The organism is Gilvimarinus japonicus (genome assembly GCF_042847215.1).
Classification (GTDB): domain Bacteria; phylum Pseudomonadota; class Gammaproteobacteria; order Pseudomonadales; family Cellvibrionaceae; genus Gilvimarinus; species Gilvimarinus japonicus.
Genome location: NZ_AP031500.1, coordinates 204,675 through 218,848, shown reverse-complemented (window position 1 = coordinate 218,848; position 14,174 = coordinate 204,675). Strand labels below are relative to the sequence as shown.

Annotated in this window: 12 protein-coding genes; 7 read left to right on the top strand and 5 right to left on the bottom strand. The window is 55.0% G+C overall.

Features of this window, described 5'->3' with window-relative positions; genetic code table 11:
* Positions 1–3: 3 nt before the first annotated feature.
* From ACGHAD_RS00895 to ACGHAD_RS00885, 3 genes are all read right to left on the bottom strand, one after another.
* Entirely contained in the window at positions 4–1,722 is a 1,719-nt protein-coding gene (locus ACGHAD_RS00895) for a diguanylate cyclase (protein ID WP_382414081.1), read from the bottom strand.
* 145 nt (positions 1,723–1,867) lie between these two features.
* Entirely contained in the window at positions 1,868–2,512 is a 645-nt protein-coding gene (locus ACGHAD_RS00890) for a thiol:disulfide interchange protein DsbA/DsbL (protein ID WP_339617416.1), read from the bottom strand.
* A gap of 148 nt (positions 2,513–2,660) precedes the next feature.
* Positions 2,661–3,341 carry a c-type cytochrome gene (locus ACGHAD_RS00885; protein WP_339617415.1) on the bottom strand — a complete coding sequence of 227 codons (681 nt, stop codon included), beginning with the start codon at positions 3,339–3,341 and terminating at the stop codon, positions 2,661–2,663.
* 211 nt (positions 3,342–3,552) lie between these two features.
* Here ACGHAD_RS00885 and yihA point away from each other — a divergent pair, with 211 nt between their 5' ends.
* Positions 3,553–4,239 (top strand): ribosome biogenesis GTP-binding protein YihA/YsxC, encoded by a 687-nt coding sequence (gene yihA, locus ACGHAD_RS00880; RefSeq protein WP_382414078.1) that lies wholly within the window; start codon positions 3,553–3,555, stop codon positions 4,237–4,239.
* A gap of 487 nt (positions 4,240–4,726) precedes the next feature.
* Here the strand turns inward: yihA and polA are convergent, their stop codons facing one another.
* Positions 4,727–7,456, bottom strand: a complete 2,730-nt coding sequence (gene polA, locus ACGHAD_RS00875) for a DNA polymerase I (protein ID WP_382414076.1) — start codon at positions 7,454–7,456, stop codon at positions 4,727–4,729.
* Positions 7,457–7,833: 377 nt separating this feature from the next.
* Between polA and ACGHAD_RS00870 the strand changes: the two genes are divergently transcribed.
* Positions 7,834–8,106 (top strand): hypothetical protein, encoded by a 273-nt coding sequence (locus ACGHAD_RS00870; RefSeq protein WP_339617411.1) that lies wholly within the window; start codon positions 7,834–7,836, stop codon positions 8,104–8,106.
* Positions 8,107–8,363: 257 nt separating this feature from the next.
* On the opposite strand, the gene ACGHAD_RS00865 is transcribed toward ACGHAD_RS00870, so the two are convergent.
* A complete protein-coding gene (locus tag ACGHAD_RS00865; RefSeq protein ID WP_339617410.1) occupies positions 8,364–9,281 on the bottom strand; it encodes a metal ABC transporter substrate-binding protein in 918 nt (305 codons plus the stop codon).
* Between the two features lie 68 nt (positions 9,282–9,349).
* Here ACGHAD_RS00865 and ACGHAD_RS00860 point away from each other — a divergent pair, with 68 nt between their 5' ends.
* The 5 genes from ACGHAD_RS00860 (at position 9,350) to ACGHAD_RS00840 (ending at position 14,141) form a co-directional block, all read left to right on the top strand.
* The gene (locus ACGHAD_RS00860; RefSeq protein WP_339617409.1) at positions 9,350–9,847 is read left to right on the top strand and encodes a Fur family transcriptional regulator; all 498 of its coding nucleotides are present in this window, start codon (positions 9,350–9,352) and stop codon (positions 9,845–9,847) included.
* Positions 9,840–10,607: a zinc ABC transporter ATP-binding protein ZnuC gene (znuC, locus tag ACGHAD_RS00855; RefSeq protein WP_382414073.1), complete on the top strand. Its 768-nt coding sequence runs from the start codon at positions 9,840–9,842 to the stop codon at positions 10,605–10,607. The genes ACGHAD_RS00860 and znuC overlap by 8 nt, the downstream gene beginning before the upstream one ends.
* Positions 10,600–11,385, top strand: coding sequence for a zinc ABC transporter permease subunit ZnuB (znuB, locus tag ACGHAD_RS00850; RefSeq protein ID WP_382414071.1), 786 nt, complete (start codon positions 10,600–10,602; stop codon positions 11,383–11,385). The genes znuC and znuB overlap by 8 nt, the downstream gene beginning before the upstream one ends.
* A 147-nt stretch (positions 11,386–11,532) precedes the next feature.
* Positions 11,533–12,408, top strand: coding sequence for a UDP-2,3-diacylglucosamine diphosphatase (locus ACGHAD_RS00845; protein ID WP_339617406.1), 876 nt, complete (start codon positions 11,533–11,535; stop codon positions 12,406–12,408).
* A 275-nt stretch (positions 12,409–12,683) separates the two neighbouring features.
* Positions 12,684–14,141 (top strand): RICIN domain-containing protein, encoded by a 1,458-nt coding sequence (locus ACGHAD_RS00840; protein WP_382414069.1) that lies wholly within the window; start codon positions 12,684–12,686, stop codon positions 14,139–14,141.
* Positions 14,142–14,174: the final 33 nt, after the last annotated feature.

The window sequence follows — 14,174 nt, the reverse complement described above, 5'->3', positions numbered from 1 at the left end:
TGCTTATTCTTCTCCATTGGCGACCATGCACCTATTTCGGCCTGCGGCTTTAGCATCGTAAAGTGCTTTGTCCGCACGCTCAAACACCGATTCAGCGCTCTCGCCAGCGCTAAACGCGGCAATACCGATAGACACCGTAAGGTCGACGGGCGTCTCTTTATAATTAAACGCGGTTTTGGCAATAGCGGCACGAATTCGGTCAAGCACCACAAAGGCCTGTTGCGCCGAGGTTTCCGGCATCACGATGACGAACTCTTCGCCGCCGTAGCGACCAAAAAAATCGACCTCGCGCAGCCGCTTAGCCATCGCACCGCTCAACACTTTTAACACACGATCGCCCGCTTGGTGGCCAAGCGTATCGTTAATTTTTTTAAAGTAGTCCAAATCGCACACCGCCAGCGTCAACGGATGACCATAGCGCTGAAAGCGCTGCTGCTCTAGCGCCATACGCTCGATATAGGCCTCGCGGTTGGGCATTCCAGTCAAAGGGTCCGTCAGCGCCTTGGTGCGCTGCTCTTCTAGCACTTCACGGCTGCGAGAAGCCTCTTGCTCCATATCCCGAATCCGCTCGGCCAGCTGACTTAGCTGCTCCGTGACTGGGTGATCGCGCGCCCCCGAGTTTTGATAATCATGCAACGCCGCGCGAATGTTACCCAGCCGGCTCTGAACCTGATGCTTAAGCTCATCGAGATTTTCCGCACGCAAGCTCCGGTTTTCCAGCTCGGCAAATTCACTCAGCATCTGTTGCTGCATTTGCTCGCTGGCCTGCTGCAAATCGCTAGATTGGTGCGCCGCTCCCTCGATAACCTGATAAATATCGGCCAATTGCTGGTTCACTTCAGTCAAATAGCCGGCAAAAGCTCGGGTAGCGGCCATATAGGCGGCCAACACCAAGTCTCTCACTTCACCCAGCGCGGGCAACAGGTCCGCGTTACTCAGCCCCAACCGCAAACGTTTTTGCAGCGCACTCACCCGCTCTGGCGCAATCGCTTGCGCCTCGACGCTTAGCAGCAGCTCATTGATGATACCGCGCAAATTCTCACTGACGGTTTCGCTATCGCGCAGGGTGGCGTTGGGGTTAAGTTCAAACAGGGCGCGATCTGCCTTGCCCGCTGCGGCCCCAGTCGCAGGTGCCGAGGGCGTCGCCAGATCGTCCTCCGGGGCGGAGTCCTGAGGCGAGCTGGCGTTACCTGAGCCCAACAGTCGCGCCATCAGGCCGTTGTTTTTCGCCGCCTGTGGCGGCTTTTCGGCAAGCACTTGCCCCTGGAGCTGCTCAAGTTGGCGCAACAGCCCTGGGTAAATATCGAGCCTGTCGCGTTGGCGAGTCGCATCCTGGGTAAGAGTACGCAGCTGTTTTTTTAGTGCCCGCTCTGGCGCCAATGACAGCAATTGCGCCGCCATACCTTGCAGGGCGGCACTTTGCTCGGCGGCGCTCTTGTCGCGAAACCGCTCAAACTCTAACAATGCCTGCTCTAGCCGCTGCAGGTGCTGACCAATGCTGTGCTTATCATCGCCGCGCAGACTCTGGCGCAATCGCTCCAGCGCTGCGTCCAGCTCTGGGTGTTGCCCCTCAGCGGCCAAACTGACTCGCGCCAACGCTTTCGCTAGCAACTGAAGATCGCCCTGGTATGCTTTTTCCTGTTGCTCTTGAGCCTCTAAAACATCGAGATATTTATCTCGCCATTTATTGGCCCCTTCACCTGTGATCTCCGGTTCGCGCATCGTTCTTATTCACCTATTACGGTTGATTGCTTCATTATAGCCGGCACATATTTCGACACCAGCTTGAAGCGGCCCAAACCAGCATAAAAAAACCCCGGCAGCGTGTCACTACCGGGGTTTCGTTTTTAACTCAGCGAGTCGCTGACTACTTTTTCTCGGCGCGTATTTTTTCGACCAGGTAATCGGCCACTTGCAGCATCTCGCGGTGACCACCGGCGCCTGAAGCGCTAACGCGATAGCGCCCATCCACTACCAACTCTGGCGTGCCACTGATGCCGTAAGCGCGCGCTTTGGCATCACCTTGGCGCAGCTGGCTGTCAATACCAAAAGACTCAAAGGTTTTGGTGAACTTGTCTTTATCGACGCCGTACTGCGAGTAAAACTCGGCAAAATCTTCAACATTAAGAATTCGGGCTTTTTGGATGTGCAGCGCGTTAAACAGATCCATATGCGAGTCTTCTAATACGCCAAGTGCTTTAGCGGTGTAAAAGGCGCGCGCATAAGGCTCCATTTGCTTGGCCCATACCACCGGGGTCTGCACAACATTGACATCGTCGGCCTGTTTTTCGCGCCATTCGTGAAACAGCGGATCAAAGCGAAAACAGTGGCCGCAGGTATAGGCAAACATCTCACGCACTTCGATTTTATCTGCGTCGTCGGTGCGTACGGCTTCAGCCAACTCTGTGTACTCTTTACCTTCTTCATAGCCGGGGGCGGCGGCAGTCGCTGAATCCTCAGCGCAGGCAACCAGGCTGAACATTAGGCCTAAAAAGGCAACTAAAACGCGCATAATTTCGCTCCATCAAGTGTTTATCGTTAACGATTGAATCACAGTTACATGCTATAGAACCGCCAAGCCGACGCAAGTTCCAGCCCGTCGGGAATCAGCAGCGACAAAAAAGGCGACCTTAAGTCGCCTTTTTTGCTCTCGGTCCGACTTAATTCAGGCCCGAAATATAGTTAGCGACCGATTTGATCTCGGCGTCGCTAAGATGTTTTGCCGCCAGACGCATAATCATCTGGTCGCCATCGTTGGTCCGCTCGCCGGCGCGGAAAGCGCGCAGCTGCTTCTCAATGTACTCCGCATACTGGCCACCTAAGCGCGGATAACCGGCGGGTGCATTGCCAAGCCCCGTAGGCGAGTGACAACCCGTACAGGCGGGAACACCGGTTTCTTGGTTGCCGGCACGAAACACCTGTTTACCAAGCTCAAGCGCATCGACAACCTCGCCGGAGTTGATTTTAACCGTCATCTCCTTCGAGCCGGTCAGCTGGATGGTTTGCTCGGCGTAGTGCGCAGCAATGTCTTGCAAATCTTGCTCACTTAGGCCACTTAAAAGTCCGGTCATTTCTGGAACGGCGCGGCCCGTGGTGGCCTTGTCGTCGCCGGTGGCTTTGTCCCAAGCTTGGATATCATGCAGCTGCTTGAGAATGTAGCGCTCGCCCAATCCCGCGATTTTCGGGAAAGTCGGTGCCGGACTATTGCCGTCCGCACCGTGACAAGCGGCGCAAACGGCCGATTTGTCGGCGCCCGCACTGGCGTCGCCAGCGGCACTAACAGATTGGGTCAGCGCAGCGGCCCCCATCGCAAGAAGCAAAGATAAAACATGTTTTTTCATTGGCTAACCTGTGAAGTCGTCATTTTTGTGTTGGCGATGTTGCCTTGACTTTGCTTGCCAGGCAGAGGCTGAGGGCCAATTTATCTGGCTCAACCCGGTTGCAGCCGGCATTATATACTAACTCGCGAAACTCTGAACAATTCCCCACGAAACCCGAAACCGGTACACTGCCGATTCCGCCACCCATAAGCCGCAACAACGAGAAACCACCATGCCCGACATCATCGCTTTTAACCGCGCTCACTTCACCCAAAGCGCCCCCAGTATTCGCGAATGTCCCCCGGAGTCCGGGCGTGAAGTGGCTTTTGCCGGGCGTTCCAATGCGGGTAAATCCAGCGCCATTAACACCCTGACCAATAACTCTAAGCTGGCACGCACCAGTAAAACCCCAGGCCGCACGCAACTTATTAACTACTTTGAGCTGACCGAGGACACCCGCTTGGTCGACCTGCCCGGTTATGGCTACGCCAAGGTATCGCTGGCCATGAAGCAAAAATGGCAGGCCAATTTATCGGAGTACCTGCACGAGCGGCGCTGTCTGACCGGGCTGGTGGTAGTGATGGACATTCGCCACCCGATGCAAGAGTTTGACACGATGGTGATCAACTGGGCAGTAGAGACCAATATGCCGGTGCACTTGCTGCTAACCAAAGCCGACAAGCTCAAAAAAGGCCCTGCCAATAGCGTCTTACTGGACATCAAAAAGCAGCTGCGCGAAGCCGAGGTGGACGACCTGATCAGCGTACAGATGTTTTCATCGCTCAAAAAGACCGGGTTAGATGAGCTAAAAATTAAATTGTCGAGCTGGTTATTAGAAGGTGGGCGCGAATTTGACGGCGGAGATTTAGACACAACGCCGGATAGCGACGACCAGGATGCTCAAGACTCGGACGATTAAAACGAGCTGAACCGCCCGATAGACAAAAAAAAGGCCGATAACAAACTGTTATCGGCCACAATACTGACATCCTTGGGGGGTGATGCCAGTTACGGATTTGCATGCTATGCAATCAACCTGTAACTGAGACTAGGCGGTTTAGGATTAGTTCATCGGCAACTGTAAAAATTTGTGATACAAGTCTTAAGTTTGCCCGTTTAGCTCACCAAACATCGTTTTCTAGGGATTACCCAATCGAACCCTACTGTCCGCCGCGCCAATCTATTAATTCGAGCCATAAAAAAAGCCCCAACCATATGATCGGGGCCTGATGTCAGCAAAACAATTCTGCCAAGTTGGCGTATAGCCAATAGAGGAGGAGCTCATGAAAAAGTAAACTGTTCAATGTGCTGTTACTGAGAGTCCCCTTCTGTGGAAAAGTTCACGCACTGTGTAAATATTTTTCAGTTTTTTTCGATTTTGGCGCGCAATCAATCAAAAATAGCGATTAATGCGCTTCATCCCAGTTGCTTCCCACCCCAGCTTCAACCAATAGCGGTACTTTTAAGTCCGCAGCCGCGCTCATTCGTTCAATCACGCCTTGGCGCACAGCCTCTAGGTCAGACTCTCTAACCTCTAGCACCAGCTCATCGTGCACCTGCATCACCAGCTTGGCGTCCAGCTCACTCTCAAACAGCCAGTCCGCCACACTTACCATCGCTTTTTTGATGATGTCCGCGGCGGTACCCTGCATAGGCGCGTTAATTGCCGTGCGCTCGGCGCCCTGTTGGAGCATTTTGTTGCGGGCGTTAATCTCGGGCAGGTATAAACGGCGTCCCAGTATCGTCTCGACATAGCCGGTGGCATGGGCCAGCGTGCGAGTATCATCCATATAGCGGGCGACGCCCGGGTATCGCTCAAAGTAGCGGTCAATATAACCCTGCGCCTCATTGCGGCCCAGCCCCAGCTGTTTGCCCAAACCAAATGCCGACATACCGTAGATCAGGCCAAAGTTGATGGCTTTGGCGCGGCGGCGCATCTCATCGGTGACTTTATCGACCTCGGTACCAAACACCTCGGCGGCAGTGGCCTTGTGCACATCCAGCCCCTCGCTAAACGCGCTCAGCAGGCCTTCATCCCCCGATAAGTGCGCCATGATCCGCAATTCAATTTGCGAATAGTCGGCCGCAAGAATTTTGTAGCCCTTAGGGGCGACAAATGCTTTGCGAATGCGCCGGCCCTGTTCGGTGCGGATCGGAATGTTTTGTAAGTTGGGGTCGGCCGACGACAAACGCCCCGTCGCGGTTACCGCCTGATGATAAGACGTATGGATTCTGCCAGTGGTGGGGTTGATCATCTTCGGCAGTTTGTCGGTGTAGGTCGACTTAAGTTTAGCCAAACCCCGGTATTCTAATAACAGTTTTGGCAGCGGGTAATCGAGCGCCAGCTCTTGCAAGACCTCTTCGGCGGTTGAGGGGGCACCGGTTTTGGTTTTCTTTTTAACCGGCAAGCCCAAGGTTTCAAACAAAATCACCCCCAGTTGTTTCGGGGAGCTTAAGTTAAACTCAGTGCCGGCAATATCAAACGCTTCGCGCTCTAACTCCTGCAAACGCAGCTCTAGCTCTTTGCTCTGCTCGCCCAACTGTTTGGCATCCACCAAGGCACCGTTGCGCTCGATATCGGCCAACACCGGTACCAGCGGCATCTCGATATCCATCAATACTTTGCGCAGCGGTTCGTCCTGCTCTACCTGCGGCCAAATGGTTTCATGCAAACGCAGGGTGATGTCGGCGTCTTCGGCAGCGTAAGGGGCGGCATCTTCTACCTTGACCTGATTAAACGTTAGTTGCTTGGCGCCTTTGCCGGCAATGTCTTCAAAATGGATGGTGCTTTCGTTTAAAAAACGCATCGCCAGCGAGTCCATATCGTGACGGCCGGCAACCGAGTTGTGCACGTAGGACTCCAGCATCGTGTCCCAAGCAATACCCTTTAAGATGATGCCGTGATTTGCCAGCACATTACGGTCGTATTTAAGATTTTGGCCAACTTTGGCTTTGCTCGGATCTTCCAGCAATGGCTTTAACTGCTCCAGTACCCAGTTCCGATCCAACTGCTGGGGCGCCTCTAAATAATCGTGGGCCAGCGGGACGTAAGCCGCCTGCCCCGCCGCTACCGCAAACGACACACCCACTATTTCGGCGCTCATGGCCTGCAAGCTGGTGGTTTCGGTATCAAAGGCAAACAGGTCGGCGCTTTTTAAACGATCCAGCCACTGAGCAAAACTGGTCTCATCCAACACCGTATCGTAGTGAACACTCACTTTCTCTTTGGGGGCGGCCGCTTCGCTATCACCCGCCTCTGGATCAGCATCCAGCTCGTCAATCCAGGTTTTAAATTCCATCTCTTCAAACAGGGCTTTAAGCGCGCTCTTGTCAGGCTTGCCCAGCTCGATATCGTTGACCGCCACATGCAACGGCACATCGACTTTAATGGTGGCTAGCTGATAAGAGAGGTACGCTTGATCGCGGTTCTCGGCCAGCTTTTCGGGCATCTTTTTCGCGCCGCGAAAATCCAGTTCGCGGATCGCCTCTAGGTTGGCATAAAGCGCGTCCAGCCCGCCTATGCCTTGCAGCAACGCCTTGGCGGTTTTCTCGCCCACTCCGGGCACACCGGGAATATTATCGACTTTGTCGCCCATCAGGGCTAAAAAATCGATCATCAATTCGGGGCCAAAACCGTACTTTTCTTTTACACCGTCTTCGTCCAGTGCACTGCCGGTCATGGTGTTCACCAGTGTTACTTTGTGATTCACCAGCTGTGCCATATCTTTGTCGCCCGTGGAAATCACCACTGGGCGGCCATCGTCTTTGGCTTGCAGCGCCAGTGTGCCAATGACGTCGTCGGCCTCGACGCCTTCCTCTACCAACAGCGGCAAGCCCATTGCCTTAACAATGTTATGAATTGGCTCTATTTGCGGGCGCATATCATCGGGCATGGGCGGGCGCTGGGCCTTGTACTCGGCAAACAGCTCATCGCGAAAGGTTTTACCCTTGGCATCAAACACCACGGCCACCGGGCTATCGGGGTAATCTTTTAGCAACCGCCGCAGCATACTGATCACGCCCTTGACCGCCCCCGTCGGCTGACCGCGCGAATTGTTTAACGGTGGCAGCGCGTGGTACGCGCGATACAAGTAAGAGGAGCCGTCTACTAAGACGACGGGTTTTTGATCACTCATAATTTTCTCTCGTGTGCCTTTTCTCGGTGCCGACTGAGCGCCACCCAAGGTATCGCGTTTAACAATTTGACCAACTAGCGGCCGAAACAAGCGCAAGGATACACCAAAGCCCCGCCCCTCACTCTGCGCGAAAACAGGTTACCGCAAGTGTTACCGCTCAAAAAACAACCTACCGCCAAGATAAAACCCCCAGAATCGGTGACTTAGGACACACTCTTCCAGTATTTTACAATTATCCAAACAAGTGCTATGGACTTACAGCAAAATTGTGTTACCATACGTAACAGATGGTAACAGGCCGCCACAAGCGGCCGATTACGATGACCGTTACACGTCACACCGATGTGTAACACCACCTAAACCAATGGAGGGATCTTATGAAGACCTATGGTGTTTTACTGGCAGGATTACTATTTGCCACCGGCGCACTAGCAAACGACGCCACCGAGCAAACTGATGACGGCCTTACCTTGGCTGCCAATCAAACGGCTCAAGCCATCAATGTTAAATCAGAGCAAAATTTGGCAAGCAACAAACTTAAAGTGATCGATGTCGACTTTACCGATAAGACCGACGCGATTTCTGACAAGCTAAGCGCCAAAATCAACGAAAAGTTCAACGAAAAAATGCAACAAGAGCTGAATCTGTAAACGCAGCTCCAATGCACGCACGATGATCGATCCGCGCCCGCGGCGATCAGAATGGTTGATTGGACAGATCGATGACGATACGGATATCGACGCAAGATTTGATGATTGAATTGAAAAGCTTTGGTTGTTCACCAAGCAGTAACAGCTACGACGGCTACCGGCCGACTCCCCTGGTTACCGCAGAACGTGAACAACCAACGGTTTTTTCACCACCTACCGCTCTAGTTGTAGCTTCCAGCACCCAGCAATACGCTTAACTAATACGCCCCCTGCAGACAACCCACTAGCGCCGTCGCCAATCGGTTCATTAGCCCTGGATAATCTGCTATGGCGGTATCACTCGCCAGCGGATCTAACACCCCGGTACGCAAGCCCACCCGCTGCGCCATTGCCGTCGCCGCGTCGGTATCGGCATAGGGCTCCACAAACAGGCACACCGCCTCGCGCTTTAAGTGCTTTTCAAGCTCGTACAAATGCCGCGCACCCGGGCGACGCTCTGGGGTTAAGGCCACATAATCTACTTGGTTTAGCTGATAGTGTGCGACAAAATGATGGTAACCGTCGTGATATACCGCAAAACCTAAGTTGCGTACCGCACTCAGCTTTTGCTCTAAGGCGGCATCAAGCGCCTTCAGCTCGGCAACAAACTGCTCAGCGCGAGCGGTAAACACCGCCGCCTGGGCGGGCACCAGCTGCCCCAACCGTTGCGCCAGCTCTTGCGCCAACACCGCGGCATTTGCCGGGTTAAGCCACACGTGTGAGTCGCGACCGTGTGCGTGAGAGGCACTGTGCCCGGCGTCGCTTTGATGTTCACGCTCGGCGGCGGCATCAGCAGGCCACTGAATAGCCGCCAAGTTAACCGCCGTTATCAGCTGCGCACCGGATAAACCGGCAAACGGCTTTTGTAAAAAACCCTCAAGTTCTGGCCCCACCCAAACCGCCAAGTCCGCGCCGCGAATCAGCCGCATATCCGACACCCGCAGGGCAAACTCGTGAGGCGACACGCCCGGCGGCAATAGTGTGCGCACCTCGGCCTCCTCGCCCGCCACCCGCTCGGCGATTAGCGCCAAAGGCTTTATGCTGACCACCACTTCGATAGGCTTCGCGCGCGCGGCGACGCCAAGCGCCAATAATGCGAGCAACAGTAGCAAACGCGCGATAAAAGTACGGGGCATAGGGGTAACCTGACAGAGTGATCAAAGACACAATAGTTATAGTATAACATATCAGTTATACTGGGTTCATGGACAATACTCCCTTGGCCTTTAGCGCCCACAACCACCAACACTGCGTCAGCGATGCGCTGCAAGCGGCCGTTAACTTGTGCGCCGAGCGCGGCGCCCGGTTAACGCCTTTGCGCAAGCAAGTGCTAGAGCTTATTTGGCAAAGCCATAAGCCGCTGGGCGCCTACGCGCTTATCGACCTACTGGCCGCGGAATCTACTCGCCAAGTGGCGCCACCTACGGTGTACCGAGCACTCGACTTTTTGCTGGAGCAAAAGTTGATTCACCGAATTGGCGCACTCAATGCGTTTATCGGCTGCCCGCACCCCGACCATTCCCACGCCAGCCACTTTTTGCTGTGCGACGAGTGCGGCCGGGCCGAAGAGATTCACTCCAAAACCGTCAGCGACAGCATTCAGCAAGCCGCCGGTGAAGCGGGCTTTGCGGTGGTATCCCAGTCGCTTGAGGTGTTTGGCTTATGCCCCGACTGCCGCGCGGATGCTCCCTCCCATGAGTGAGCCCACGACATTGCTGCAAGCGAAGCAGTTGTCGGTCATTCGCGGCAATCGCACGCTGGTGGACCGCGCCGATTTAACCGTGCACGCGGGTGAGATCGTGACCCTCATTGGCCCCAATGGCGCCGGTAAAACCACGCTGGTGCGCGCCCTGCTGGGACTAATGAGCTTTAACAGCGGCGAGTTAGTACAACAGCCCGGGCTGCGTATTGGCTATATGCCGCAAAAGCTGCATATTGATCCAAGCCTACCGCTCACCGTAAAACGCTTTTTAGCCTTGGGCGGCAGCAAACTTAACGCCATAACCGATGCCCTCAGCCGCACCGGTGCCCACCACTTACTAGAGCAGCACCTACAGGCGCTCTCCGGTGGCGAAACTCAGCGCGTTTTATTGGCTCGTGCCCTGCTGCGCAACCCGCAACTGCTGGTACTCGATGAGCCCGTGCAAGGCGTGGACGTCGCCGGTCAGGCGGCGCTCTACACGCTGATTAACGAGCTGCGCCACGAGCTGGGCTGCGGCGTGTTACTGATCTCCCACGATTTACACCTGGTGATGGCCAATACCGATACTGTAGTGTGCTTAAACGGCCACGTTTGCTGTCAGGGCCACCCTTCGCAGGTCACGGTCGACCCGGCGTACTTAGAGCTATTTGGCCATCGCGCCGAAGCGCACATAGCGCTTTACACCCACCATCACGATCACGCCCACGATGAGTGCGGCGAGCTGCATCACGATCACAAGGACCACCCACCCCATGCCTGAGTTTTTGCTACTGGCACTCGCCGCAGGCCTCGGGGTCGCACTGGTATCCGGCCCGTTAGGTTGCTTTGCAGTCTGGCGTCGCATGGCCTACTTTGGCGATACCATGGCGCACTCGGCGCTGTTGGGCGTCACTTTAGGGTTATTACTGGACATCAATATTAACCTCGCCGTGGCGATGGGCTGTTTGCTTATCGCTCTGTTGTTGGTGGCACTGCAGCGCGGCCGGCAACTGGCCACCGACACCTTGCTCGGGATTTTGTCGCACTCCACGCTCGCGCTTGGCCTGGTGGCCATCAGCGTTATCAGCCCCGGCCGCATCAATTTAATGGGCTATCTGTTTGGCGACATCCTCGCCACCACCACTGTGGACGTCATCACCATTTGGGCCGTGGGCATCTTGGTACTGATAGCACTGGCCTACCTTTGGCGCCCACTGCTATCAATTACCGTGCACGAGGATCTCGCCCACGTTGAAGGCGTGCCGGTCACAGCCGTGCGCACCGCCCTCATGCTTTTGATGGCGCTCGTCATTGCGATTGCCATGAAGGTAGTGGGTGTTCTGCTGATTACCGCCCTACTGATTATTCCCGCCGCTACCGCGCGCCGCTTAGCCCGCACCCCCGAACAAATGGCGCTGTTTGCCAGCGGCATCGGCGCGCTGGCCGTGGTTGGCGGCCTCACGGCATCGTTTTACTGGGATTGGCCCGCCGGCCCCGCCATTGTGCTGGGCACCACAGGGGTGTTTGTTTTGTCGCTGTTAAAAAAGCAAACACAGTAACCAGCGCCTTGACTGAGAGACAGCGTAAGGCCATGCACATCGTGCCAGCCGGACGATTGTCACCAAAGCTTCACCAAATTGTCGCTTAACCGTCACCGCTGTTTTTCACACTTTGGGCCATCAGACAGCTGACATAGGCGCCCAGCCATGACGACAACGGCCCGCGAGTCTCTTACTGCAACACCCGCTTCACCCTCACCCCAGGCGGTCAAGCCGACCGCGAAAGCCCCCCAAAGCGCAGTCATCAAAGGTCGCACGATCTGGATATCCGACCTGCACCTGGGTTATCGCGACTGCAAAGCCGAGTACCTGCTGGAGTTTCTCGACAGTGTTCAGTGCGACACTTTGTATTTGGTGGGGGATATCATCGACATGTGGGCGCTTAAGCGTAAGTTTCGCTGGCCCAAAGAGCACTACCAAGTAATGCTTAAACTGTACGACATGGCCAACAACGGTACCCGCGTTATTTATGTGCCGGGCAATCACGACGAGCCCATGCGCCGCTTTGCCGGCAATCTGTTTGGCCCGATAGAGATTATTGAAGAGCACGAATACACCTGCGCCAACGGTAAACGCTATTTAATTATGCACGGCGATGCCATGGACGCGTACATCAACTTATCCCACATTACTCGCTTTTTTGGCGACATTGGCTACGGTTTGCTGCTGTTTATCAACCGCTGGGCCAACCGCTGGCGCAAGTGGATGGGCCGGCCTTACTTCTCGCTGGCGGGAATGATCAAAGACAATATCAAAGGCGCCAAAGACGCCATTGAGACCTACCAAAAAGAGGCCACCGACGAAGCGCGCCGGCGCGGCTTTGACGGCGTGATTTGCGGCCATATTCACTACCCCGCATTAACCGAAACCAACGGTATTCGCTACTGCAACACCGGCGACTGGATCGAAAACTGCACCGCGCTGGTCGAGGATTACTCGGGCCACATGCGTTTGCTGCACTTTAGTGATCAGGTGCAGTGGCGCGATCAAAAAGAAGCCTTAGCCGTCGAGCAAGCGGCTTAATATTTTTGCCTTACTTTTCCCGACCAATGTGGCTGAGTTCTCACGCCGCGCACACCTTTGTGCGTGGCATCACACACTAAAGCTATAATATTATAAATAGTCGGCACGATACGCTAGCCTGTCTCCGCCAACTGCCCAAGCACCGCACAGATTGGCATCACACTACCCCCAGTGGGAAACACAATAACAATCGCAGTACCTCGCCCTGTGGGCGCTAAGGATGATTGGCCAAGCTCTCACCGGGCTCATAAATCCGATCATGATAGGGATAGCTTATGTCTCGTATAAACCGTTCTATTTTTATTCGCTCTGCGCTTGCCGCCTCTTTCGCTAGCACCTGCGCGCAAGCATTGGCCGATGCCGAAGTGACCTACACCAATGGCAGCTGGCTCGCACGCGTGGATGGCAACAGTGTCTACAGCGGTAGCCGTTACTTTGATGCCATCAACGCCGCCGTTAACAATATGGGCACCGGCACCATTAATATTCGCAACTCTGGCAACAGCGGCAGCGATGGCGGCCAAGTTTACGCGATACGCCCTAAAGCCGGACAGACACTGGACTTTCACGGCCATCAAGTAAACGCCAACGGCGGCGAGCTGGTGGTACCCGTGTACTGCGACCGGCGCGACAACATTACCGTGCGCAACCTGCATGTGGTGGGTAACCCGCGCTATGGTGTGTGGTTTCGGGGCTGCTCCAACGTCACACTCGAGAACATCACCATGGATTTAAGCAACAACAACCCCGTGGGCCTCGGTATCCGGGTAGACTCCTCTACCGCACCGGCCAGCAATTTAACGGTTGCCGGCAACATCAACATTAACGGCGCCAAAGGTCACGGCCTGGAAACCTATGGTATTGACGGCTTTACCATCGGCGATATCACCGTCACCAACAACGGCGGCTCGGGCGTTTTGTTAAACAACTCGCGCAACGGCACCGTGGGCAATGTTACCGGCCATTACAATAATTGGGGCGGCGGTTACGCTACCTTTCGCGTGGCCAATAACAATGGCCCCAACGTCTCGGTCAATAGCGTGTACTCGCGCAACTCAGGGCGCGGTTTTTTTAGCGTAACCGGCAGCAATGGCACCACCATCAACTATGTGGATATCGACACCACTACCTCGCAAGGTATTTTTCTGGAAGACGCCAGTAACACTCACGTATTAAGCGGCAGTGTAAGTAACGGCAACCCCAACTGCCAGTTAGTGCGCACCGCTAGCTCCAGCATCAATGTCTCGGGCTGCTCGCAAGTGGGCACGTCACCCGGTGGTGGCGGCTCCAACAACGGCACCGTCAACGGCGTATACCGAATCGTGCCGCTACATAGCAACAAAGCACTCGACACCGCCAACTGCGGCACCAGCAACGGCACCAATGCCCGGCAGTGGAACTGGCTGAATAACGATTGCCAAAAATGGAACATCACCCAAGTCGATGGCGACTACCACCGCATCTCGCCCGTCAATGCGCCAGCCCTCGGCTTAGATATCGACTCGTTTTCTACCGCCAATGGCGCCAACGCTTTACTGTGGAGTTATTCGGGTGGCGAGAATCAGCAGTTCCGTTTTCAAAGCGCCGGCGAAGGCCGCTGGAGAATCATCAATCGCTTGAGTCAAAAGTGCCTCGACGTCAACGCCAATGACACCGCCGACGGCGCCAACCTGATCCAGTGGGAGTGTTTGGCAGGAGCCACCAACCAGCAGTATCAGTTGATTGCGCAGTAAAACGGTACTGACAACACAGTAGGGCCACTTATA

What these genes read in the sequence shown, in the direction of transcription:
- ACGHAD_RS00890 (WP_339617416.1), bottom strand. Translation starts at nt 2,512, where the DNA reads ATGCGCGTTTTAGTTGCCTTTTTAGGCCTAATGTTCAGCCTGGTTGCC.
- znuB (WP_382414071.1), top strand. Translation starts at nt 10,600, where the DNA reads ATGCCTGAGTTTTTGCTACTGGCACTCGCCGCAGGCCTCGGGGTCGCA.
- ACGHAD_RS00860 (WP_339617409.1), top strand. Translation starts at nt 9,350, where the DNA reads ATGGACAATACTCCCTTGGCCTTTAGCGCCCACAACCACCAACACTGC.
- ACGHAD_RS00895 (WP_382414081.1), bottom strand. Translation starts at nt 1,722, where the DNA reads ATGCGCGAACCGGAGATCACAGGTGAAGGGGCCAATAAATGGCGAGAT.
- ACGHAD_RS00840 (WP_382414069.1), top strand. Translation starts at nt 12,684, where the DNA reads ATGTCTCGTATAAACCGTTCTATTTTTATTCGCTCTGCGCTTGCCGCC.
- ACGHAD_RS00865 (WP_339617410.1), bottom strand. Translation starts at nt 9,281, where the DNA reads ATGCCCCGTACTTTTATCGCGCGTTTGCTACTGTTGCTCGCATTATTG.
- znuC (WP_382414073.1), top strand. Translation starts at nt 9,840, where the DNA reads ATGAGTGAGCCCACGACATTGCTGCAAGCGAAGCAGTTGTCGGTCATT.
- yihA (WP_382414078.1), top strand. Translation starts at nt 3,553, where the DNA reads ATGCCCGACATCATCGCTTTTAACCGCGCTCACTTCACCCAAAGCGCC.
- polA (WP_382414076.1), bottom strand. Translation starts at nt 7,456, where the DNA reads ATGAGTGATCAAAAACCCGTCGTCTTAGTAGACGGCTCCTCTTACTTG.
- ACGHAD_RS00870 (WP_339617411.1), top strand. Translation starts at nt 7,834, where the DNA reads ATGAAGACCTATGGTGTTTTACTGGCAGGATTACTATTTGCCACCGGC.
- ACGHAD_RS00885 (WP_339617415.1), bottom strand. Translation starts at nt 3,341, where the DNA reads ATGAAAAAACATGTTTTATCTTTGCTTCTTGCGATGGGGGCCGCTGCG.
- ACGHAD_RS00845 (WP_339617406.1), top strand. Translation starts at nt 11,533, where the DNA reads ATGACGACAACGGCCCGCGAGTCTCTTACTGCAACACCCGCTTCACCC.